Source organism: Pantoea agglomerans NBRC 102470 (assembly GCF_001598475.1).
GTDB lineage: Bacteria > Pseudomonadota > Gammaproteobacteria > Enterobacterales > Enterobacteriaceae > Pantoea > Pantoea agglomerans.
Map to the genome: position 1 here is coordinate 491,952 of NZ_BCZA01000006.1, position 19,784 is coordinate 511,735.

Below are 19,784 nucleotides of genomic sequence, written 5' to 3' on the forward strand. Positions count from 1 at the left end.
ATCGCAAAGGGATTATGGCGCTGCGAATGAACGGCCTTTTTTTGATCTGCAACAATACTGGTGCCCGCCATTACTGTCAGTTTATGTCAACAGTTGCTGTAGCCCCCTTATCGCAGTGGAGATAGAACAATGATCGGTAAATCAGGATTAGCTGTTGGGATGGTTGTCTGGCTGGCATATGTCGCCTGGATCGTTCACTACTATTCAGACACCTTTATGCAGTTCTCCCGCTAAGCAAACAGGACCTTCGGGTCCTTTTTTTTGCCCTCACTTCAGCCGGGTTGGCCTGTGAGCCAAATATTCGCTATTATCGACTCATTCTGTGAGCCGAATAACCTCCTTTATTCGGCTCATCCACCCTTAGCGTGAGCCGATTATGAGCGTTACCTGGATCTGGCAACAGCCGGACTGGCCCCATTTTCAGTGGCAGGACGCCGTGCTGTTACCGCGCCTGCGCCATCTGCAGCAGCAGCGCGGATTGCTGCTGGGCCGTGCCAGCCTGCATTCAGACAGTGAAACCCAGACGCTGGATACACTGCTCAGCAATATCCTCTCCTCTTCCGCGATTGAAGAGGAGCGGGTCAACGTGCAATCGGTCCGCTCATCGCTGGCGCGTCGGTTAGGCGTGACGGAAGAGCAGCCCTATCCGGTCTCCGATCGTTCAGAAGGCCTGGCTGCCATGATGCTCGATGCCATCAATAACCGCAGCCAGCCGCTGACGCCTGAGCGTCTCTGTCAGTGGCATCGCTGGCTTTTCCCGGCCGATGAGTGGACGGTGCAGCGCCTGAGCGTCGGCACGCTGCGCGGCAGTGAGCCGATGCAGGTCATCTCAGGTCGCATCGATCGTCCCACGGTGCATTTTGAAGCGCCGCCGCGACAGGGACTGGAGCCACAGCTGGCGCAGTTTATTGAGTGGTTCAACAGCAGTCAGCAAGATGTGATGCTGGACCCGTTGCTGCGCGCCGCCATCTGCCACCTCTGGTTTGTCACCCTGCACCCTTTTGATGATGGTAATGGTCGTATCACGCGTGCCTTAACCGATCTGGCGCTGGCGCAGGCCGACAGTCAGAGCATCCGGCTGTATGCCATGTCACCCGCCATTCTGACGCAGCGTGCCGGTTATTACCGCATCCTTGAGCAGACGCAGAAAGGCGGCCTGGATATCACCCACTGGCTGGTTTGGTTTCTTGATATCCTGGATGAGAGTCTGCAACAGGCGATGAACGTCATCGATCGCACTCAGATGAAAGCGCGTTTCTGGCTGCGGCATCAGGGGATGGGATTGAGTCCGGAACAGGTGAAAGTGTTGAACCGGCTGCTGGATGGCGGCGAGCAGGGTTTCGAACTGGGGATCAGCGCCAGTCAGTACCAGAAGGTCGCCAAAGTGAGTAAAGCCACCGCGACCCGTCATCTGGCCGATCTGGTTGAAAAAGGCTGCCTTTACCGGCTCGAAGGCGGAGGCAGGAGTACCCGCTATCAGGTTAACTCCCGCGAGAAGCCCTGAACCGGGCTGTTTTAACTGCTAACCGGGAGTACATCGCGATCGTTGTGATGTACTCCTGAGTGCGGGAATTACTCTTTAAGTGAAGCCCCGTTGGTCGCAATGACCTCTTTATACCAGTAAAAGCTTTTCTTCCGGCTGCGGGCCAGCGAACCTTCACCAGTATCATCGCGGTCAACATAAATAAAACCGTAACGCTTAGACAATTCGGCTTTTGATGCGCTGACAAGATCGATAGGTCCCCAGCTGGTATAACCCATGACCTCCACGCCATCGTCAATGGCCTCACGCACCTGAACCAGATGATCGTTGAGGTAGCTAATGCGATAATTATCCTGCACGACGCCCGTTGCATCCGGTATGTCTTTGGCGCCCAGTCCGTTCTCAACAATAAAAAGCGGCTTCTGATAACGATCCCACAGCAGATTCAGTAAGGTCCGCAAGCCCACCGGGTCAATCTGCCAGCCCCATTCAGAACTCTGCAGGTGAGGATTGGGCACCATGCTCAGAATGTTACCCCGCATCTGCTGATTCAGTGCTTCATCGGCGGTCACGCAGCCGGACATGTAATAGCTGAAGGAGATAAAATCGACGGTCGACTGGAGTATCTGGCGATCGGCATCCGTGATATCAAGCTGAATATTATTCTCGCGAAAGAACCGCAACATATAGCCCGGATAAACACCACGGCACTGAACATCGCCAAAAAATTGCCATTTCCGGTTCTCCTGCAGCGCTTCCAGCACATCATCAGGCTTACAACTGAGTGGATAGACCAGCCCTCCCAGCAGCATATTGCCAATGCTGGCGTCCGGGTTAATCTCGCGGCAGGCTTTCACCGCCAGCGCACTGGCGACCAGTTGATGATGAATTGCCTGATACACCTCAGCTTTGCTGCTGGTTTCCGGCAGACCCACACCGGTCATCGGCGCGTGAAGCGACATGTTAATTTCGTTAAAGGTCAGCCAGAGTCTGACTTTCTGCCGGTAGCGGGCAAACACCGTACGGGCATAATGCTCAAAGAAGCCAATCACCTGGCGGTTACCCCAGCCACCATACTGCTTCACCAGGTGCCAGGGCATCTCATAATGTGACAACGTAACAAGTGGAGTAATGTGATGTGCGGCAAGCTCATCGAATAACCGGTCATAAAAGGCCAGACCGGCCTCGTTAGGTTGTTGCTCGTCACCGTTCGGAAAGATGCGCGTCCATGCGATTGAAACCCGCAGACAGCTGAACCCCATCTCTGCAAACAGCCTGATATCGTCCGGATAGCGGTGGTAAAAGTCGATCGCGATGTCTTTGAGGCTTTGGCTGCCCTCAACGCGCTCCGATACCGGGCCAAAAATTCCCTGTGGCTGAACGTCAGAGGTCGAGAGGCCTTTGCCCTCTTCCCGCCATGCGCCTTCAACCTGATTAGCGGCAACAGCACCGCCCCATAAAAATGAATCCGGGAAAGTTTTCATCCTGTTCTCCTTTTATTGACGAGTGACGCTGAGTAAAGGCGTACCTGCAGTGACCGCAGTCCCTGCCACGGTCATCACCTCAGGATACTCATCGCTGTTAGTGATAATGATCGGTGTTGCCAGGTCATATCCGGCATCGAGAATGGCCTGACGATCGAACTCCAGCAGCAGATCGCCGGCACTGAACGTGTCGCCCACTTTTACATGTGCCGTGAAAGGTTTGCCGTCGAGCCTGACGGTATCGATACCCACATGGATCAACAGCTCAATCCCGCTGTGACTCAGCAGCCCTATGGCGTGACGGGTCTGAAACAGGGAGGCCACCTCTCCCGCAAAAGGCGCAATGACTTTATTATCAGAAGGGATGATGGCCACACCCTGTCCCAGCAGGCCACTGGCGAAGGTTGGATCGGGAATCTGACCAAGCCCCAGAACGGTGCCCGTCATCGGTGACAGAATGTCATCTTCGCCAGTGGTAATCGGGAGCGCTGCGTCTGGCGCCGTGTTTCGGGGCATGCCCGCTACCAGCGTCATGCCGCAACCCAGTGTCAGCGCGAGTAGCGTCCCGGCAATACCGCCCCATAACGTGGAATCCACACCGCCAGGTGGGATCATCTGTGCGATGGTAAAAATGTTGGCAAAACCAAATGAATAAACGTGGGTGCTGCTGAAGCCGACAATGGCACCGCCAATAGCCCCCGCCACACAGCCAAAGATAAAGGGACGGCGCAGCGGCAGATTAACGCCATAGACAGCCGGTTCAGTGATACCAAAGATCCCTGCGGTCACGGATGAACCCGCCAGCATCTTCTGTCGTGCATCCCGACTGCGCAGAAACACCCCCAGCGCCGCGCCAACCTGGCCCATGACAGCAGGCAACAGCATGGGCAGCATTGAGTCATGCCCCAGTACGGCAAGATTGTTGATCATCAGTGGCACCAGTCCCCAGTGCAAACCAAAAATCACACAGACCTGCCACAACGCGCCCAGGGCGGCACCAGCCAGCCAGGGTGCCAGCGCATAAATCCACTGGTAACCGTTTGCCAGTATCTGACTTAAGCCTGTGGCCAGTGGGCCAATCACCAGGAAGGTCAGCGGCACGGTGACGCTCAGACAGATCAGTGGCGCAAAGAAGTTTTTCATGGAGGCGGGAAGTCGCCGGCTGCTCTGTCTTTCCAGCCAGCAACTTACCCAGGCAGCGAGAATAATCGGGATAACCGACGCACTGTAATTAAACCAGGTTACAGGGATGCCGAGAAACGCGTCCGTCATTTCACCGGACTGCTGGCTGGCATTAAAAGCTGCAATCATCGTCGGGTGGGTCAGCGCCCCGCCAATCACCATGGTAATAAAGGGATTGCCGCCAAATTTCTTCCCGGCGGTGTAGCCCAGCACCAGAGGAAAGAAGAAAAACAGGGCATCACTGGCTGCAAACCAGATTTTATACGTTCCACTTTCAACAGAAAGCCAGCCACAGACCACGGCCAGCGCCAGTAAACCTTTTAGGATCCCTGAGGCGGCGAGAATGCCGATAAACGGGGTAAAAATGCCTGACACAATGTCGATCAGATGGTTGAAAACATTACCCCCGGTCTTTTCCCCTTCTGTTGCTGCAGAAAGCTCATCAGCCAGGCCCGCTTCACTACGCACAGCCTGCCAGACATCATGAACGTGGTTGCCAATCACCACCTGAAACTGCCCGCCGCTTTCAACGACCATAATAACGCCCGGATTTTTCTTCAGTCCTTCAGCATCGGCTTTATGGTTGTCTTTCAGTTTGAAGCGTAACCGGGTGGCACAATGAACCAGACTAACGATGTTCTCCCGGCCACCAATATGGCTGAGGATATCCTGCGCCAGCGTGTGATATTCCATCTCGATTTCCTTACAACCGATGCCTGCGGACATCAGTTAACTGAGCCAAAAATGAAAAAAAACCTGAGAACGGCCTCCTTTCAGAGTTCGCGCTCAGGTTTTGCCTGCGTTAAGCAGTAACAATCCGGTTTATAGAGCTTATTGCCCCTCTTTTCTCACCCGTTCGATGTTAATGGCGAGAAACATGATCTCTTCTGCAGTCAGATCACGCTGATAGCTTTGTTGCAGATGCTGCGCGATTTTCACCGCACATTTCCAGGCTTTGGGATAGTTATCTTTTACTGCTGTATGCAGCGATAAATCGTCATCGTCCACCACGGTACGCGTCAGCATCCGCTGAGCAAAAAACTTCAGATGAGTGACAAAACGCTGGTAACTCAGCGACGATTCGATGTACTCCAGCTGCAGTTGATACTTCACCAGTTGCAGAATCTCCTGCATAACCCGGGTGACATGCATCACTTCCGGCATTTCATTATTGAGCTGCGCCGTCACCAGATGTAGCGCGATAAATCCGGCTTCATCCTCCGCCAGTTCGACATTCAGACGACGTGAAATGATAGCCCTGGCCTCCTGACCCAGTTCGAATTCTTTGGGGTAGAGGCGTTTGATATCCCACAGCAACACATTTTTAATTGCCAGACCTTTTTTCTGCCTTTCAATGGCAAAGTAGCAGTGGTCGGTCAACGTGATATACAGGCTCTCCTGCAATGTCCCCAGACGTTGTGTTGCCAGATCAATAATGCGGTCGCAGGTGGTCATCACTTCAGGAGGGATCTGGTATAACAACTCCTCCAGACGACGTACCAGCAGATCACTTTGCAGCGCAAATACCTTCTCAATGTGCGCAGCGTTGAGACTGTCACCGATGCGCTTCTGGAAAGCCAGTCCACGCCCCATCACGACCTGTTCGCGTCCCTGCTCATCCTGAACCATCACCACGTTGTTATTAAGAATTTTGGCGATTTTCATCGGAACCCCAGAAACAAAAAAACCTGACATCCGACAGAGGCCAGAAGTCAGGTTTTGCCTGCCTAAGCAGTAACAATCCAGTTCGGGAACTCTATCAGTTTTAGTCGTGACCTCAATCTGTCAGGGCAAAAAGCGTGACAGCGATCGAAATCCTCTTATTAACTTAAAAAGTGACTACCTTGTTGAGTTCAGTCACCCATGCATCCTGCGTGTGGCGATACCCGCCGGACGAGACCAGTATTAAAGCCGGGGGTGCGGTTCCGGGCAGCAAAAGGGGTATGACGCTCAGTGGAATGAAAACTCACGTTATTGAAAGAAGATGGTCATGCGAGGAAGGTCGTCTGAAAAAGCGACTAATGGACTGCAGTGTTCATTAACTGCCATTTAGCGACTAAAAACACACCGCTTTGAACGCTTTTGTCACTGATCACAATGTTTTGATTTATCGGACGAAAAGCCCTTAATGTGTGAAATCGTTCTGTTGAGCGTCAGAGCCCGTTATGCAGGGTAAAAGAGTGGAAGGAAGACTATCTGTAAAAAAGTTAGCAGGAGAACAGCTCAAACCGCTATTCAGAAACAGCAACGCCGGAAGGTTCGCTTCCGGCGCTGTTGAGATTACGCAGCTTTAACGGCGCGTACTTTCTTTGCAGCAGGCTCTTCCTGCGACTCATCCGCGCTATCGTCTGAGACAGCTTCTGGCTGAGAGACGGGTGCTGCTGCCGCTTCCGGCAGTTTGCTGGTGCGCAGAATATGCTGAACCGCATCTTTTTGCTCTGCAATCAGCAGGCCCAGCGTTTCTGCCTGAGATTCATCCAGTGCAGGTTGATGCTGTAACAGCCAGTCGGTGAAGGCTTCGGCCATATCGAGCATTTTGTCGTAGGCATCGGCCTCTTTCTTATTGGCAAACGTCATCTTCTCTTCACCCTTTCTGACTACTACAAATTTTGTTTCAACAGCCATCTTCTCGCCCTCAGGTACTGTGTATGCATACAGTATATCATGCCGATCCTGCTTTGCCAGCAGAGAATAGAGTTTATCGGTTGTGCACGGGCTAACCTTAACCTGGCACAGGCTTTTTCCATTTTTCCTGACACATTCTCCGCCGCGAGGGCCGGCGGCTACACCAGCAGCTCTTCAAGAAACATCGCCAATGCCTTACGGGGATCGTCCTCTTCCGAGACGATCACCTCGATCCCCCACTGCCCCAGCACCTCTTTGGCCACAGGGTTGTTACGGTTAGTGAACAGGTACGATTTTGGCCGGGCGGTTGCCAGCCCGGTGCGGCCCCACATCTTGGTCAGACGGTAAAACAGCAGGCGAATATTGAAATCACTGATGCTGTAGCCGACAAACAGTACTGAGTTGCCCATCACATCGTGAGTCAGTTTGATGTCGAGCGGCGAATCAAAATAGAGGCGTTCAAAATAGCTGCTCTCATCGAGCACGATTGAGGTGTCATCATCAAAATCACCGTGCAGCTTGATGATGTGACGCTTATCTTCAGTGAGAGAAACCAGGTCCGCGGCGTTTGCCACTTTATAATAGGGTACGCCGTGCGCTTCATGCGCCGCTTCCAGCCAGCGATCGTAATTGGTGGTGTAGATACGCGAAAAGTTACCCTGGGTAATCATGGTATGAATTTCAGAAGAGCGGACATCAATATCGGGGCGATGCCATTCGCGATCCATCCAGCTGCGCAGCGGGCCAAGCGAACCTTTTTTCTGTTTGTAATACTCCGCCAGCGACAGGTGCGTGCCATAGGTATTAAAGATTTTTGGATCGTAACCCAGCTCATTAGCAAGATGCGCAATCAGTTCATGCCACTCGGGCAGGCCAAAATTGCGCGAAATACCGGCACCGGCAAACAGAATCAGTTTGCCGGAATCATAGGCGCGTTTGAGTTCAGGTTTCATGCCATGCCCCGCGAGGTTTTTAAAAAGGTGGCGAAGCGATCCAGCGCGATGCGCCGCATCGAGATCTCATTCTTGAGTTCGCCCATTTCAGCAAACGTCTGCTCATAGCCTTCGGGAATAAAGACGCAGTCCCACTGAAAGCCGCGCGTTCCGGCAGGTTTCGCGGCGATAGTGCCGCGCAGTTCACCCGAAAACTGGTACATTTTGCGGCCATCGCAGTAGCCCAGCACCGTTTTGGCCGTCACGGCCTGGCTGTCGAGCCCCTGCACCAGCGCGGTAAAGCGCTCAGCGTCCAGGCGGTTCCAGAAGATGCGGGTCAGACCGGCGGGCAGGCCATTGAGGCCATCCAGATAGAGGCCGGTATGCTCCACAAACAGCGGTCGCCCAATCAGCGAAAAGGCTTTGGTCAGTTTGTCACGCACCAGGTCGAGTTCGTTTTCAGTCTGAATTTCTTCGATGCGACGGGCGATGGGCAGAACTTCGACCCCGACAGGTTCGAGTATTTTGCGCACCTCCGCCAGCTTTTGCTCATTGGCAGAAAGGAATCTGATTTTCATGGGGCTTCCAGGTCAATTACTCCGCCACGCAGTGAGGATTTTACGGAAACAGGCGGGCAGGATAAATCACTAACGCTGGAGAGTGTAGTTCAATTCTGTGCTCATCAGGTTGAAGTGCGCAGAACCGGCCGCAGCAGGCGAGCCGGTTCTGCAGACTCAGTAAACAATGCCGGGTGGATTCACCGTGGACTGAGTGATGGCCTCATCCTGTTCGCCCCAGCGTGCCAGCACCTGCTGATACTGCCCGCCTGCGATGGTGCCATCCAGCGCAGCCTGCAGCGCGGGTGCCAGGCCATTGCCCTTTTTGGTGGTCACGGCTACCCAGGCGCGAAACGGTCCGCTGCCAACCAGCTTTGTCTGTCCGCGTGACGCCACTTTCCAGGCCGCCATCGAGTGAGGGCCAAACATCGCATCTGCCCGTCCCGACAGTAGCGTCAGCGTCGCGGAGGCATCATCAGTCAGGTAAATCGGCGTTACCGCAGGCAAACCTTTAGCCCGGTTCTGCTCATCCCAGCTCAGTAAAATACGCTCCTGATTGGTGCCCGAGGCGACGATAATCCGCTTACCGGCAATATCCGCCGGACTATTAATCTTGCTGATATGACTGTCGCTTTTCACCGCAAAAGCGTGGTTGTCGGCGCGATACGTCGCAAAATCGAACTTCTTCTTGCGCTCTTCGGTCACGGCAATATTGAACATCGCAACATCATAGCGTCCGGCGCTGATGCCCAGCGGCCAGTCCTCCCAGGAAGCCGGAACCAGCCTGAGCTTCAGCCCCAGGCTATCAGCAAGGAGTCGGGCGATATCGGGATCGCTGCCGATCCGCGTGACGTTATCAGACGCCAGCAGCGACAGCGGCGGCGAGTTGGTCGCCGAGGTAGCGACCGTCAGGGTGCCCGGTTCGATAAAACGGTAATTGGCCGGAATTTTACCAATAGCCTGCGGATTGGCCGGGGCATGAATCGGCGTCTCGTTTTGCAGGACATCGAGCTTCTCAGCCGCAGAACAGGCCAGCGCCGGAAGCAGCGTCAGAACCGTTAACGTTAATGCCCTCATAACACGCGCGCCAGAAAGCGTCGGGTGCGCTCATGACGCGGATTATTGAGCACCTGGGTGGTGCTGCCCTGCTCCACAATCCGGCCATCCACCATAAAGACCACGTTGTCCGCCACTTCCCGGGCAAAGCCGATCTCATGCGTCACAATCACCAGCGTAGTGCCGGAACGCGCCAGCTTTTTAATTACATCCAGCACTTCGCCCACCAGTTCAGGATCCAGCGCCGAGGTCGGTTCATCGAACAACATGACCCGTGGATTGAGCATCAGCGCACGCGCAATCGCGATGCGCTGTTGCTGCCCGCCCGACAGGTGACGCGGCCACGCATCGGCTTTATGCCGCAGGCCCACAATATCCAGCAGTTCGCCTGCACGCTTTATCGCTTCCAGTTTCGTTAACTGACGATGGGCAATCGGCGCTTCAATCAGGTTATCCAGCACGCTGAGGTGTGGGAACAGGTTGAAGTTCTGGAACACGTAGCCGACGTTGATGCGCTGGCGCAGAATCGCCTTCTCTTTCAGTTCATACAGCTTATTGCCGCGCTGCTGATAGCCGATGTAGTCGCCATCAATCTGAATAAATCCTTCGTCGACCCGTTCCAGATGATTGATGGTGCGCAGCAGCGTGGATTTACCGGAGCCGGACGGCCCGAGGATCACCGTGACGGACCCCGGTGCCAGTGACAGCGATACATCATCCAGCGCTTTATGTTTACCAAATCGTTTACTGACGCCGGTGATGCTGATGGCACCGGTAGTGTGTGAGGTGCGGTAATCAATGGCTTCGGACATGGCTGATCTCCTCGGTCGGATGAAGTGGCGTGACGCGGTTGCGCCATTGTCGCCAGCGCGACGGTTGCGGTTCACGGGTGACGCTGCGGGCCATCCAGCGTTCGGCGTTGTACTGAATCACGGACAACACGGTGGTGATAATCAGATACCAGGCGGCACCAACCATCAGCAGTGGAATTACTTCCTGATTGCGGTTGTAGATCATCTGGATGGTGTAGAACAGCTCCGGCATCGCCAGCACATAAACCACGGATGTGCCTTTCGCCAGACTGATGATCTCGTTGAACGCGGTGGGAATAATGGCGCGCAGCGCCTGCGGCAGAATGATGCGGAAGGTGCGGCGTGTGGCGGAGAGACCCAGCGCGGACGCGGCTTCCACCTGACCGTGATCGACGCCAAGGATCCCGCCGCGAATAATTTCCGCACTGTAGGCCGCCTGCACCAGCGTCAGACCGATAACGGCTGCCTGAAACTGCCCCAGCACGTTAATCGTCTGATACGCCCCCCAGGAGAGGCCGGTAAACGGAATGCCGACAGACAGGGTGTCGTAGAGATAGGAGAAGTTATAAAGAATGATCAGTACCACAATCAGCGGCAGTGACCTGAACAGCCAGATATAACCCCACGCCAGTGTACTCAGCAGCCACGATGAGGAGAGACGTGCCAGCGCCAGCAGACCGCCCAGAAACAGACTGAATATCGTACCCAGCAGCGTCAGCAGCAGCGTCTGGCCCAGACCGTGCAGGATCACCGGGTCAAAGAACCAGCGGGCAAACACGCTCCATTCCCAGCGCGGATTAAAGGCCACTGACTGCACCACGCCTGCCAGGATAAACAGCGCAACGATAGCCCCTGCGGTGCGTGCCGGGTAGCGTGCCGGCACCACCTGCAGATGTTGATGTTTGCTCATGGTCACCTCTTAACTTGCCGCGGCGACGTTATAGACGCCGATCACTTTGATAAAACGCAGTCGTCCGTCGTGCGGCGGCTGGCCATAACGCTCCAGATCCCCGCTGAGATCGAACTGTGGCTGATAACCGTGACCGGTATAGAGCCGCACCGCCTCCGGCTGACGGAAGCCGGTGGTGAGAAACAGCCGCTGATAACCCGCCTGTAAGGCGCGACGCTCCAGCTCCTGTAACACCACCAGCGCCAGCCCCTGACGACGCAGATCGCTGCGGGTCCAGATGCGCTTCAGCTCGGCGGTCTGCGGGTCATAGGGTTTATAAGCGCCCATCGCGATGATCTCGCCGTCACGCTCCAGCACGATAAACAGCCCCTGCGGCGGCAGATACCATTCGGTCAGCTCCTGTTCCAGCTCGTTACGACGGGAAAAATAGTCGCCATAGCGTGCGGAATATTCGCCAAACAGGCCGCCCAGGATCGGTTGCAACTCCGGCGCGTCGGGTGAAACTTCGCGAAAAGTGGATTCACTCATGGTCAGCTCCTTAGTCGCCCAGCCCGGCGGGATTGATTTCAGAACGATCGATCTTCTCAACACCTTCACCCCAGCGGTTCAGCACCTTCTGATAGTCACCGTTGCCGATCACGCCGTTCAGCGCGGTGCTGATCGGTTCCGCCAGGCCGCTGCCTTTCTTCACGGTAACGGCAATGTGCGCCGCTTTGGGCCAGCCGCCATCGACGCTGCCGACCAGACGGGTTTTACCGGTCAGTGCCGCTTTCCAGGCACCAATCACATTGGGACCAAAGAAGGCATCGGCCCGGCCTGCCTGCAGCGCCAGCGTCTGTGCGGCATCATCTTTGGTATAAACTGGCGTAAAGGCTTTCAGGCCTTTAGCCTGATTCTCTTTATCCCACGCCAGCAGAATCGCCTCCTGATTGGTGCCGGATCCCACAATGATCCTCAGCCCGGCAATATCTTCTGCTTTGGTCAGTGACTTTATCGGGCTGCTGGTTTTGACATAAAAACCCAGTGAATCTTTGCGGTAGGTGGCGAAGTCGAACTTCTCTTTACGATCTTTGGTCACGGTAATGTTGGAGATCGCCGCGTCATACTTGCCCGAGGCCACACCCAGCGGCCAGTCTTCCCAGGACGCTGGTACCACGTTGAGTTTTAATCCCAGGCTGTCAGCCACCAGCCGGGCAATATCCACTTCGCTGCCAAGCAGGGTTTTGTTGTCATCGGAAAACACCGTTAACGGCGGGGAGTTCAGCGCGGCGACCGCCACGGTAAAGGAACCCGGCACCACAAAACGATGACCCGCAGGCAGTTGCGCGATCGCCTCCGGATTCTTCACGGTATTGATCGGCGCTTTGTTAGCTTCAAGGCTGACGCGCTGGCCGTTAAAGGAGACGCTGGTATCTTCAGCCAGCGCATGGCTACTGGCCGCCAGAATAAGCAGGGCGATAAGACGCGATGTTTTGTTCATGGCTTGTGCTCTTATTGTGAGGTGAACTGATTAACAGGTTGTTTCAGGGCGAAGCTGTCACGAAGCGTGCTGCCCGGATAGTCGCGGCGCGTCAGGCCGCGAGCCTGCAAAATCGGCACCACGCGGTCGACAAAACGTTCAAAGGTATCGGGCGTGCCGCCGTTAATGATGAAGCCGTCAGTGGCGTGGGTTTCAAACCAGAGCTGCAGGCCATCCGCCACCTCTTCCGGCGTGCCGTGAAACAGCGGGCGTGGCGTTGCCGCTTCCAGTGCGGCCTGGCGCAGGGTATGCCCATGCTGCTGTGCTTTGCGTTTGATCTCGTCGGTGGTGCTGCGGAAGCTGTTCTGACCGATGTCACCGATATCCGGGAACGGCTGATCCAGCGGATACTGTGAGAAGTCGTGATGGTCGAAGAAACGCCCGAGGTAGTTAAGCGCATCGGTAATCGACACCAGCGCCGCCGTGGTCTGATACTGGCGTTCCACGTCCTCGGCATCATCGCCAACAATCACGCTGACACCCTGGAAGATGTGCAAATCGTCTGGCTGACGGCCATTCGCCACCAGTTGCTGTTTCACATCCTGGTAAAATGCCTGCGCCTCTTCACGCGACGGCTGATGGGTGAAGATGGCGTCAGCATGACGCGCCGCCAGTTTTTTACCGTCGTCGGATGCGCCCGCCTGGAAGATAATCGGACGACCCTGCGGCGTGCGGGCGATGTTCAGCGGCCCCTGTACCTGGAAGAAATCACCGTGATGATCGAGCGTGTGCAGCTTCGCCGGATCGAAAAATTGTCCGCTGGCCTTATCACGCACAAAAGCATCCTGCTCCCACGAATCCCACAATCCTTTCACCACCTGCAGATACTCATCGGCAATGCGGTAACGCAATGCGTGCTCCGGGTGCTGCTGACGCGAGAAGTTTTTGGCCGAGCCTTCCAGCGGTGACGTCACCACGTTCCAGCCCGCACGCCCGCCGCTGAGATGATCAAGGCTGGCAAACTGACGCGCCACGGTGAAGGGCTCGCTGTAAGAGGTCGATACCGTGCCAACCAGCCCCAGATGTTCAGTGACGCCCGCCAGCGCCGAGAGCAGCGTCAGCGGCTCAAAGCGATTCAGAAAGTGCGGGATCGACTTTTCGTTAATAAACAACCCGTCGGCGACAAACAGAAAATCGAGTTTGCCCTGCTCCGCCTTGCGGGCGATTTTTTTGGCGTAATCCAGATTAATACTGGCATCGGCCTGCGCCGCCGGATGGCGCCAGGCAGACATGTTTCCCGATGCGCCATGCAGAATGGTACCCAGCCGAAGTTGTCTTGTGGTCATGATGCTCTCTCTTTTTTAGTCGTAGCGATGCCCGACGACGGTGGTCAGAACCGTCGTGCTTTAGCGGGTTGCAGATGAATTCAGTTCAGAATGGCTTCCCGACATCGCGCGTTAAGATGTTGCAGCGCCTGGCGGGCCAGTCGGGCGAAGTAGTCGGCGGCGGGCGCAATCAGCGCCTCATCCGGGGTAAAGCTGGCATGGTGCAGACCAAAGTCACTGGCGCTGCCGATGCTGACAAACGCCCCCGGCACCTGTTGCAGATAAAAGGCAAAATCCTCCCCCAGCAGATGGAGATCGGCGGTCTGCACCCGATAGCCCGCCTGCTGCGCCACTTCGCTGCTGAAGGTCGCCCAGTGCGCATCGTTGATCAGCACTGGCGGGCCAGGATGCCAGCTCAGGGTTGCCTGCGCGCCATTGGCTTCGGCGAAGTGCTCAACCAGCGTGCGCACCCGCTGTTCCAGTTCGGCGCGCACCTGTAAATCGTGGGTTCGGGCCGTGCCGCCAAACTCAACGCCGCCGGGTAATACATTCCAGCTTTTGCCGCCGTCGATGCGGGTAATGCTCAGTACCAGACTGTCCAGGGCACTGAAACTGCGGCTGGTGAGTCCCTGTAACGCCTGGATAATCTGGCTGGCCGTCACAATGCTGTCGACACCCTGCTCCGGATACGCGGCATGTGCGCCTTTGCCGGTGACGCGAATAATAAATTTGTCAGCATTCGCGTAGAACGCCCCGCTGCGGGTGGCAAAGGTGCCGACGGGCAGCGAAGGCTCGTTGTGCATTCCGAAGATAGCCTGCACCTTATCCAGTACGCCTGCCTCAATGAACTGACGCGCCCCGCGCGCTATCTCTTCAGCGGGCTGGAACAGGATGCGCACCCGGCCAGCTAACCGATCGGCCTGTGCGTTGAGCTGTAACGCCGCACCCAGCATCACCGCGCTGTGCAGGTCATGGCCGCAGGCGTGCATCACGCCAGGATGGCGGGAGTGAAAACGCACCCCGCTCGCCTCATGGATCGGCAGCGCATCGATGTCGGCGCGCAGCGCGATCACCGTCTCTCCGCTGCCAATTTCTGCCACCACGCCGGTTTCCAGTGGATAGTCCAGCAGCCGGATGCCCGCCGCCTGCAGCCAGCCCCGCAGTCGCGCGGTGGTGGCGAACTCCTGACCCGACAGCTCCGGCCAGGTGTGCAGTTCGCGTCGCCATTCAATCAGTTGTGACTCAGGGTTCATGATGACTCTCCACTGACGGGGATTCAGGCTGCGACCAGATGATGCGTGGCCAGCAGTTCAAGTGACTGCAGACGTGCAACCGGCTCAGTAATCGGCGTGTCGATAACAAACTCATCAATGTCAAAATTATGATGCAGCGCGTCCAGCTGGGCATGAACCTGCGCCGCCGTGCCTTTCAGAAGTGACGGCGTGCGCGGCTCAATCTGATAATCGCGGTATCCACCCTGACGCACATAGCGCTCCGCCTGTTCCAGACTGGCAACGTTGACGCTCGGGCCATCTTTCACCGCTACATGATAGTGACGAAGATTGGCTACCAGCAGGTCAGCCCCGGCGGGTGAGTCGGCTACCACCACCTGCACGGCCACCAGGGCGCGCTGACCCTGGCTCAGGCGGGAGTAGGTACTCAGCGCATGCTCCAGCAACTGGCGGTCGCCATTAAGGTGAGCGGCAAAGACAAACTGCCAGCCCAGACTGGCGGCCAGCCGGGCGCTCTCTTCACTGGCACCCAGCAGAAAACGGTTCGCCGGACGTGACGGCAGTGGCGTGGCGGCTAAACCCTCATCGTCAGGATCAGCCTGACCGGGCTTCAGCCAGCTATCCAGCAGCTGAAGCTGTTCGGCAAAGCTCCCTTTTTTAGCGGCATCAACACCCTGTTGCAGCGCATGGGTGGAGAGTGGAAGTCCGCCCGGCGCTTTGCCCACGCCGAGGTCAATGCGGCCCGGCGCCAGCGAAGCGAGCAGATTAAAGTTCTCTGCCACTTTATAAGGGCTGTAGTGCTGCAACATCACCCCGCCCGATCCGACGCGAATATGTCGGGTCTGGGCAATGATCCAGGCAATCAATACCTCAGGTGATGGACTGGCCAGCTGCGCGGTGTTGTGATGTTCCGCCAGCCAGAAGCGGTGATAACCCCACTCCTCTGCCCGCTGCGCCATCTGCAGCGTGCGCTGCAGCGCCGCGGTGGGTGATTCACCCTGCAGCACGGGCGCTTTATCTAACAGACTTAATCGATATGCCATTCACCTGGTCCTTGTTTATTCCGGTTGCAGACCAGTGTGCTGCGCAGTCGATCATTGGTAAAACATCATATTGTTTTATGCATTATTGATTTCGTCATAATGGAGAACAGTGAGAAGTGAAAGAGGGAAAACGGGCTCTGAAACGGGAAATCAGGCCGATATTTTGCGTATAACGCTATTCGATGCCTGATATTCATGTGAGTAAAATCGGTTAGATGGCAAAGGTTTGCAGAAAATCGTCTTACGTATGGAGAGATGACAGTTGTTAGCCGCGATTGCAGGAATTTCAACAGCCTGAATTCAGAGCATTGAAATACATTCTTCACAGGATGGTGAAGCACAGGTCGCCAGATAGATAAATAAGCATATGAAGAATGTAATTGAGTCAGAGATACTCATTGCAACTGCCAGATGAATTACAGGCCCTTATACATTATCCGGAATTAAGATCCTCTACTGTAATAAGAGGTGTAAACCGGGCATCAATCTGTCTGATAGGGTCATATCCGGGCACAGCAAAGCATTGAGCCCAGAAACAAGATTATTTTTCTAAGGCCGTTGCGAATTTTGTTTCAACGGGAAAAATCGGGTGTTGATAAGCGCCACATTCACTTCACAGGGAACGCCGTCGTCGAGATAAACGGTTTCATTAAGCTGAATGACAGCATCCCCTTCAGCTAAATTAAGCAGAGTAAGCGACTGTGTATCCGTAAGATTGACGGCCGTTAAATGCTGGTCCCTTAGCTGCACTTTCTTACCGGTAACTTCTTCAATGTAGGCATATTTTGACAGTTCCAGCTTGCTGAACTCCATGCTGCTAAACATATTAACCGGCAGGTGAATATGTTCCAGAGCTACCGGGATGTCATCGAAACACATCAGGCGTAAAATTTTATAGATCTGATCGCTGTTTTTAATACGCAGCGCCTGAGCGATATCAGCAGAAGGAACCTTGATTATGCTGACCGATATGATTTTCCTTACACCTTTATGACCATTTCTTTGCGCCTGATAATCAAAAGGTGAAAGCACATGATATCGGTTCGCCTGGCTACTCATCTCCGTAGAACCGACAAAAATACCCGACCCTTTAACCCGGTAAATTCTCTGCTGCTCCACCAGAATGCGTGTGGCTTCACGCACCGTTGCGCGAGTAATGCCGATGCTTTTGGCAATTGATATTTCGGTATCCAGTTTCTCTCCGGGTCGAAGGCCATCATCCTTAATTTTATTGAGGATGTAATCAACAACCTCTTTTTGTTTTTCAGTAATGCCATCAACCATTGGCTTTCTTCCCGTTTTAGTGAAGGACAGACTCCCTCTAATCCGTGTCAGTACAGTTCTGCCTGACATTGCCGGATGAGTACCACTTCCGCTAGCTGAATATGTGATCAACTTATCAAATTGGCACTGATGTTAAGCCTGATAAGCAATATTTTAACTTTACATGTTGTGTCCGTACACGTCGAAGGACATCATCAGGATGACTAGACACCTTTAACATGTACAGATGTGATGACCGTTGTGAAATATAACCCCATCTGAACAATGAGAAAATATTTTTTTAATAACTACATGAAAATCATGACTTTTAAGGATGTTACCTCCTTTTCTACATTCGATTTTTGTATCGCTCTGCTGACAAAAAGTTTATCTAAAAAAGTGATAACGGGGTTTTTGAGGGAAACTGACTGTACATACTCAGGAATTTATGAAAAATCGGAATGCATAACAGGCCCTGTTCCGGTTGAGAAAATTTTATATGAGATGGGTTATGCGCAACCGGGAGCAGGCAAACGCCACACGGTTTATGCGTTTAGTTAAATTTTATTGCGCATTTAAACAGGAGGAGTAAGACGATGTCACACCTGGCTAAGTGGTTAAATAACGAGAAAATCCAGTACGTCGAAAGCGTGACTGACTGGCAGGAAGCGTTAGTTATTGCGGGACGTCCTCTGCTCAGTGAGGGCGCAATATCGCAGGATTATATTGATGCGATTATTCAGCAAAAAGAGGAGATCGGCCCCTTTTTTGTCATCGCGCCGCAGATTGCCATGCCCCACGCACGCCCGGAACAGGGCGCACACAAACTGGGGTTGTCGATTGTGCTGCTGGGTACAGCAGTGAAATTTGACTCCGAAGAAAACGACCCGGTGAAGGCTATTTTCATGTTTGCCGCACCGGACAGTAATAGCCATATCGAAATGATCTCCCATCTGGCGGAAGTGCTGTCCGATGAAGAGATCATGGCGCAGATATTCAATGCGAGCAGCAAAGAAGCGCTCATGACGATTTTATCAGGCGTTTAGTCTGCCCGTTGAAACGCGACTTTTAATCATTAGTTAATGTGGTTTGATATGAAAATTATGGCGGTGTGTGGTTCAGGTTTAGGCAGCAGCTTCATGATGGAAATGAACATCAAGAAAGTGCTTAAAACGATCGGTGTTGAAGCTGAAGTGGAACATTCGGATCTCGGCTCTGTCACCCCCGATGTGGCGGATGTTTTTGTTATGGCCAAAGACATTGCTTATAGCGCAAACCTTCCTGAACAGAAGGTCATCATCATTAATAACATCATTGACCTGAAAGAAGTGGAGCAGAAAATACGTGAGTATTTTGAGAAAAAGTGACGCTAATAATTAGATAAACACCTTACCCTCGAGGTTAATATGTTTACTCAAAATCTTTTGCAGTTCGTCGTCGACGTGCTGAAAGTGCCCTCTATATTAGTCGGACTGGTGGCATTTTTCGGACTGATTGCGCAGAAGAAGCCGTTTCCTGATGTTATCAAGGGCACGGTAAAAACTATTCTGGGCTTCCTGGTGCTGGCAGGCGGTGCGACCGTTCTGGTCGGTTCACTGACGCCACTGGGCGACATTTTCAAACATGCGTTTGATGTTCAGGGCATCATTCCTAATAACGAAGCGATGGTCTCTATCGCTCTGGCAAAATATGGTGCGCCTACCACGATGATCATGGCCTTCGGCATGGTCGCCAACATCGTTGTCGCTCGCTTCACCCGACTGAAATATATCTACCTCTCAGGGCATGTGACGTTCTATATGGCCTGTATGATCGCGATTATTTTATCGGTTGCCGGTTTTGAAGGTATTCAGCTTATTTACACCGGGTCACTGCTGTTGGGCATTCTGATGGCCACCTTCCCGGCGATCGCCCAGCCCTATATGCGTAAGATCATTGGTGGCGACCATGTCGCGCTGGCGCATACCGGGACAATTGGCTATGTCTTATCAGGCTGGATCGGCTCTTTGGTAGGCAAAGGATCTAAATCCACCGAAGAGATGAACATGCCAAAAAACCTCAGTTTTTTGCGTGACAGTACCATCTCGATCTCTCTGACGATGATGATTATCTACTTAATCCTGTCGGTGTCTGCCGGTAAAGAATATGTAGAGGCTAATTTCAGCAATGGTCAGAACTACCTTGTTTACTCCTTTATCCAGGCCATTACCTTCGCGGCGGGTGTCTTTATCATTCTGCAGGGTGTGCGCTTAATCCTGGCTGAAATTGTCCCTGCCTTTACCGGCTTTTCAGAAAAACTGGTTCCGGAAGCCAGACCGGCGCTGGATTGCCCGATTGTTTTCCCCTACGCCCCGAATGCGGTGCTGGTTGGCTTTATCTCCAGCTTTGTCGGTGGCCTGGTGGGGCTGTTTGTTCTCGGTC

At 54.1% G+C, this 19,784-nt stretch carries 20 protein-coding genes; 5 read left to right on the forward strand and 15 right to left on the reverse strand.

Annotated features, from left to right (window positions below; translation table 11 throughout):
• The first annotated feature begins 376 nt into the window (after window positions 1-376).
• The gene (locus PAG01S_RS14855; protein WP_062759303.1) at window positions 377-1,504 is read left to right on the forward strand and encodes a Fic family protein; all 1,128 of its coding nucleotides are present in this window, start codon (window positions 377-379) and stop codon (window positions 1,502-1,504) included.
• 68 nt (window positions 1,505-1,572) lie between these two features.
• Here PAG01S_RS14855 and PAG01S_RS14860 read toward each other — a convergent pair whose 3' ends face one another.
• The 15 genes from PAG01S_RS14860 to PAG01S_RS14930 form a co-directional block, all read right to left on the reverse strand.
• Complete coding sequence (locus PAG01S_RS14860) at window positions 1,573-2,967, reverse strand: glycoside hydrolase family 1 protein (RefSeq protein ID WP_033760481.1); 1,395 nt, start codon at window positions 2,965-2,967, stop codon at window positions 1,573-1,575.
• A gap of 12 nt (window positions 2,968-2,979) precedes the next feature.
• Entirely contained in the window at window positions 2,980-4,842 is a 1,863-nt protein-coding gene (bglF, locus tag PAG01S_RS14865) for a PTS beta-glucoside transporter subunit IIABC (protein WP_062759305.1), read from the reverse strand.
• A gap of 138 nt (window positions 4,843-4,980) precedes the next feature.
• Window positions 4,981-5,814, reverse strand: a complete 834-nt coding sequence (gene licT, locus PAG01S_RS14870) for a BglG family transcription antiterminator LicT (RefSeq protein WP_062759307.1) — start codon at window positions 5,812-5,814, stop codon at window positions 4,981-4,983.
• 615 nt (window positions 5,815-6,429) lie between these two features.
• A complete protein-coding gene (locus tag PAG01S_RS14875; RefSeq protein WP_033768961.1) occupies window positions 6,430-6,774 on the reverse strand; it encodes a YebG family protein in 345 nt (114 codons plus the stop codon).
• Window positions 6,775-6,932: 158 nt separating this feature from the next.
• The gene (locus PAG01S_RS14880) at window positions 6,933-7,727 is read right to left on the reverse strand and encodes an SIR2 family protein (RefSeq protein ID WP_010247078.1); all 795 of its coding nucleotides are present in this window, start codon (window positions 7,725-7,727) and stop codon (window positions 6,933-6,935) included.
• Window positions 7,724-8,284 carry a non-canonical purine NTP pyrophosphatase gene (locus tag PAG01S_RS14885; RefSeq protein WP_010247077.1) on the reverse strand — a complete coding sequence of 187 codons (561 nt, stop codon included), beginning with the start codon at window positions 8,282-8,284 and terminating at the stop codon, window positions 7,724-7,726. Before PAG01S_RS14885 ends, PAG01S_RS14880 begins: the two co-directional genes overlap by 4 nt.
• Before the next feature lie 156 nt (window positions 8,285-8,440).
• The gene (locus tag PAG01S_RS14890; RefSeq protein ID WP_050679335.1) at window positions 8,441-9,340 is read right to left on the reverse strand and encodes an ABC transporter substrate-binding protein; all 900 of its coding nucleotides are present in this window, start codon (window positions 9,338-9,340) and stop codon (window positions 8,441-8,443) included.
• Complete coding sequence (locus PAG01S_RS14895) at window positions 9,337-10,131, reverse strand: amino acid ABC transporter ATP-binding protein (RefSeq protein ID WP_062759309.1); 795 nt, start codon at window positions 10,129-10,131, stop codon at window positions 9,337-9,339. The genes PAG01S_RS14890 and PAG01S_RS14895 overlap by 4 nt, the downstream gene beginning before the upstream one ends.
• Entirely contained in the window at window positions 10,115-11,041 is a 927-nt protein-coding gene (locus PAG01S_RS14900) for an amino acid ABC transporter permease (RefSeq protein ID WP_010247074.1), read from the reverse strand. Before PAG01S_RS14900 ends, PAG01S_RS14895 begins: the two co-directional genes overlap by 17 nt.
• A 9-nt stretch (window positions 11,042-11,050) precedes the next feature.
• Window positions 11,051-11,569, reverse strand: coding sequence for a GNAT family N-acetyltransferase (locus tag PAG01S_RS14905; RefSeq protein WP_010247073.1), 519 nt, complete (start codon window positions 11,567-11,569; stop codon window positions 11,051-11,053).
• Window positions 11,570-11,579: 10 nt separating this feature from the next.
• Complete coding sequence (locus PAG01S_RS14910; protein ID WP_062759311.1) at window positions 11,580-12,521, reverse strand: ABC transporter substrate-binding protein; 942 nt, start codon at window positions 12,519-12,521, stop codon at window positions 11,580-11,582.
• Window positions 12,522-12,532: 11 nt separating this feature from the next.
• Window positions 12,533-13,846: an LLM class flavin-dependent oxidoreductase gene (locus tag PAG01S_RS14915; protein WP_062759313.1), complete on the reverse strand. Its 1,314-nt coding sequence runs from the start codon at window positions 13,844-13,846 to the stop codon at window positions 12,533-12,535.
• An 80-nt stretch (window positions 13,847-13,926) separates the two neighbouring features.
• Window positions 13,927-15,078 carry an amidohydrolase gene (locus PAG01S_RS14920; protein WP_061902168.1) on the reverse strand — a complete coding sequence of 384 codons (1,152 nt, stop codon included), beginning with the start codon at window positions 15,076-15,078 and terminating at the stop codon, window positions 13,927-13,929.
• Between the two features lie 23 nt (window positions 15,079-15,101).
• A complete protein-coding gene (locus PAG01S_RS14925; RefSeq protein ID WP_033780263.1) occupies window positions 15,102-16,100 on the reverse strand; it encodes an MsnO8 family LLM class oxidoreductase in 999 nt (332 codons plus the stop codon).
• A 549-nt stretch (window positions 16,101-16,649) separates the two neighbouring features.
• A complete protein-coding gene (locus PAG01S_RS14930; RefSeq protein ID WP_010247068.1) occupies window positions 16,650-17,384 on the reverse strand; it encodes a GntR family transcriptional regulator in 735 nt (244 codons plus the stop codon).
• Between the two features lie 300 nt (window positions 17,385-17,684).
• Here PAG01S_RS14930 and PAG01S_RS22270 point away from each other — a divergent pair, with 300 nt between their 5' ends.
• From PAG01S_RS22270 to ulaA, 4 genes are all read left to right on the forward strand, one after another.
• Window positions 17,685-17,924, forward strand: a complete 240-nt coding sequence (locus tag PAG01S_RS22270; protein WP_140417618.1) for a hypothetical protein — start codon at window positions 17,685-17,687, stop codon at window positions 17,922-17,924.
• A 35-nt stretch (window positions 17,925-17,959) separates the two neighbouring features.
• Window positions 17,960-18,409 carry a PTS sugar transporter subunit IIA gene (locus PAG01S_RS14935; RefSeq protein ID WP_033760508.1) on the forward strand — a complete coding sequence of 150 codons (450 nt, stop codon included), beginning with the start codon at window positions 17,960-17,962 and terminating at the stop codon, window positions 18,407-18,409.
• 48 nt (window positions 18,410-18,457) lie between these two features.
• Entirely contained in the window at window positions 18,458-18,730 is a 273-nt protein-coding gene (locus PAG01S_RS14940; RefSeq protein ID WP_010247066.1) for a PTS sugar transporter subunit IIB, read from the forward strand.
• Between the two features lie 39 nt (window positions 18,731-18,769).
• On the forward strand, window positions 18,770-19,784 hold a 1,015-nt coding region (gene ulaA / locus PAG01S_RS14945; protein ID WP_062759314.1), incomplete at its 3' end, for a PTS ascorbate transporter subunit IIC.

Coding starts and splice junctions, on each gene's coding strand:
- PAG01S_RS14855 (WP_062759303.1), top strand. CDS start 377: ATGAGCGTTACCTGGATCTGGCAACAGCCGGACTGGCCCCATTTTCAG.
- PAG01S_RS14860 (WP_033760481.1), bottom strand. CDS start 2,967: ATGAAAACTTTCCCGGATTCATTTTTATGGGGCGGTGCTGTTGCCGCT.
- bglF (WP_062759305.1), bottom strand. CDS start 4,842: ATGGAATATCACACGCTGGCGCAGGATATCCTCAGCCATATTGGTGGC.
- licT (WP_062759307.1), bottom strand. CDS start 5,814: ATGAAAATCGCCAAAATTCTTAATAACAACGTGGTGATGGTTCAGGAT.
- PAG01S_RS14875 (WP_033768961.1), bottom strand. CDS start 6,774: ATGGCTGTTGAAACAAAATTTGTAGTAGTCAGAAAGGGTGAAGAGAAG.
- PAG01S_RS14880 (WP_010247078.1), bottom strand. CDS start 7,727: ATGAAACCTGAACTCAAACGCGCCTATGATTCCGGCAAACTGATTCTG.
- PAG01S_RS14885 (WP_010247077.1), bottom strand. CDS start 8,284: ATGAAAATCAGATTCCTTTCTGCCAATGAGCAAAAGCTGGCGGAGGTG.
- PAG01S_RS14890 (WP_050679335.1), bottom strand. CDS start 9,340: ATGAGGGCATTAACGTTAACGGTTCTGACGCTGCTTCCGGCGCTGGCC.
- PAG01S_RS14895 (WP_062759309.1), bottom strand. CDS start 10,131: ATGTCCGAAGCCATTGATTACCGCACCTCACACACTACCGGTGCCATC.
- PAG01S_RS14900 (WP_010247074.1), bottom strand. CDS start 11,041: ATGAGCAAACATCAACATCTGCAGGTGGTGCCGGCACGCTACCCGGCA.
- PAG01S_RS14905 (WP_010247073.1), bottom strand. CDS start 11,569: ATGAGTGAATCCACTTTTCGCGAAGTTTCACCCGACGCGCCGGAGTTG.
- PAG01S_RS14910 (WP_062759311.1), bottom strand. CDS start 12,521: ATGAACAAAACATCGCGTCTTATCGCCCTGCTTATTCTGGCGGCCAGT.
- PAG01S_RS14915 (WP_062759313.1), bottom strand. CDS start 13,846: ATGACCACAAGACAACTTCGGCTGGGTACCATTCTGCATGGCGCATCG.
- PAG01S_RS14920 (WP_061902168.1), bottom strand. CDS start 15,078: ATGAACCCTGAGTCACAACTGATTGAATGGCGACGCGAACTGCACACC.
- PAG01S_RS14925 (WP_033780263.1), bottom strand. CDS start 16,100: ATGGCATATCGATTAAGTCTGTTAGATAAAGCGCCCGTGCTGCAGGGT.
- PAG01S_RS14930 (WP_010247068.1), bottom strand. CDS start 17,384: ATGGTTGATGGCATTACTGAAAAACAAAAAGAGGTTGTTGATTACATC.
- PAG01S_RS22270 (WP_140417618.1), top strand. CDS start 17,685: ATGACTTTTAAGGATGTTACCTCCTTTTCTACATTCGATTTTTGTATC.
- PAG01S_RS14935 (WP_033760508.1), top strand. CDS start 17,960: ATGTCACACCTGGCTAAGTGGTTAAATAACGAGAAAATCCAGTACGTC.
- PAG01S_RS14940 (WP_010247066.1), top strand. CDS start 18,458: ATGAAAATTATGGCGGTGTGTGGTTCAGGTTTAGGCAGCAGCTTCATG.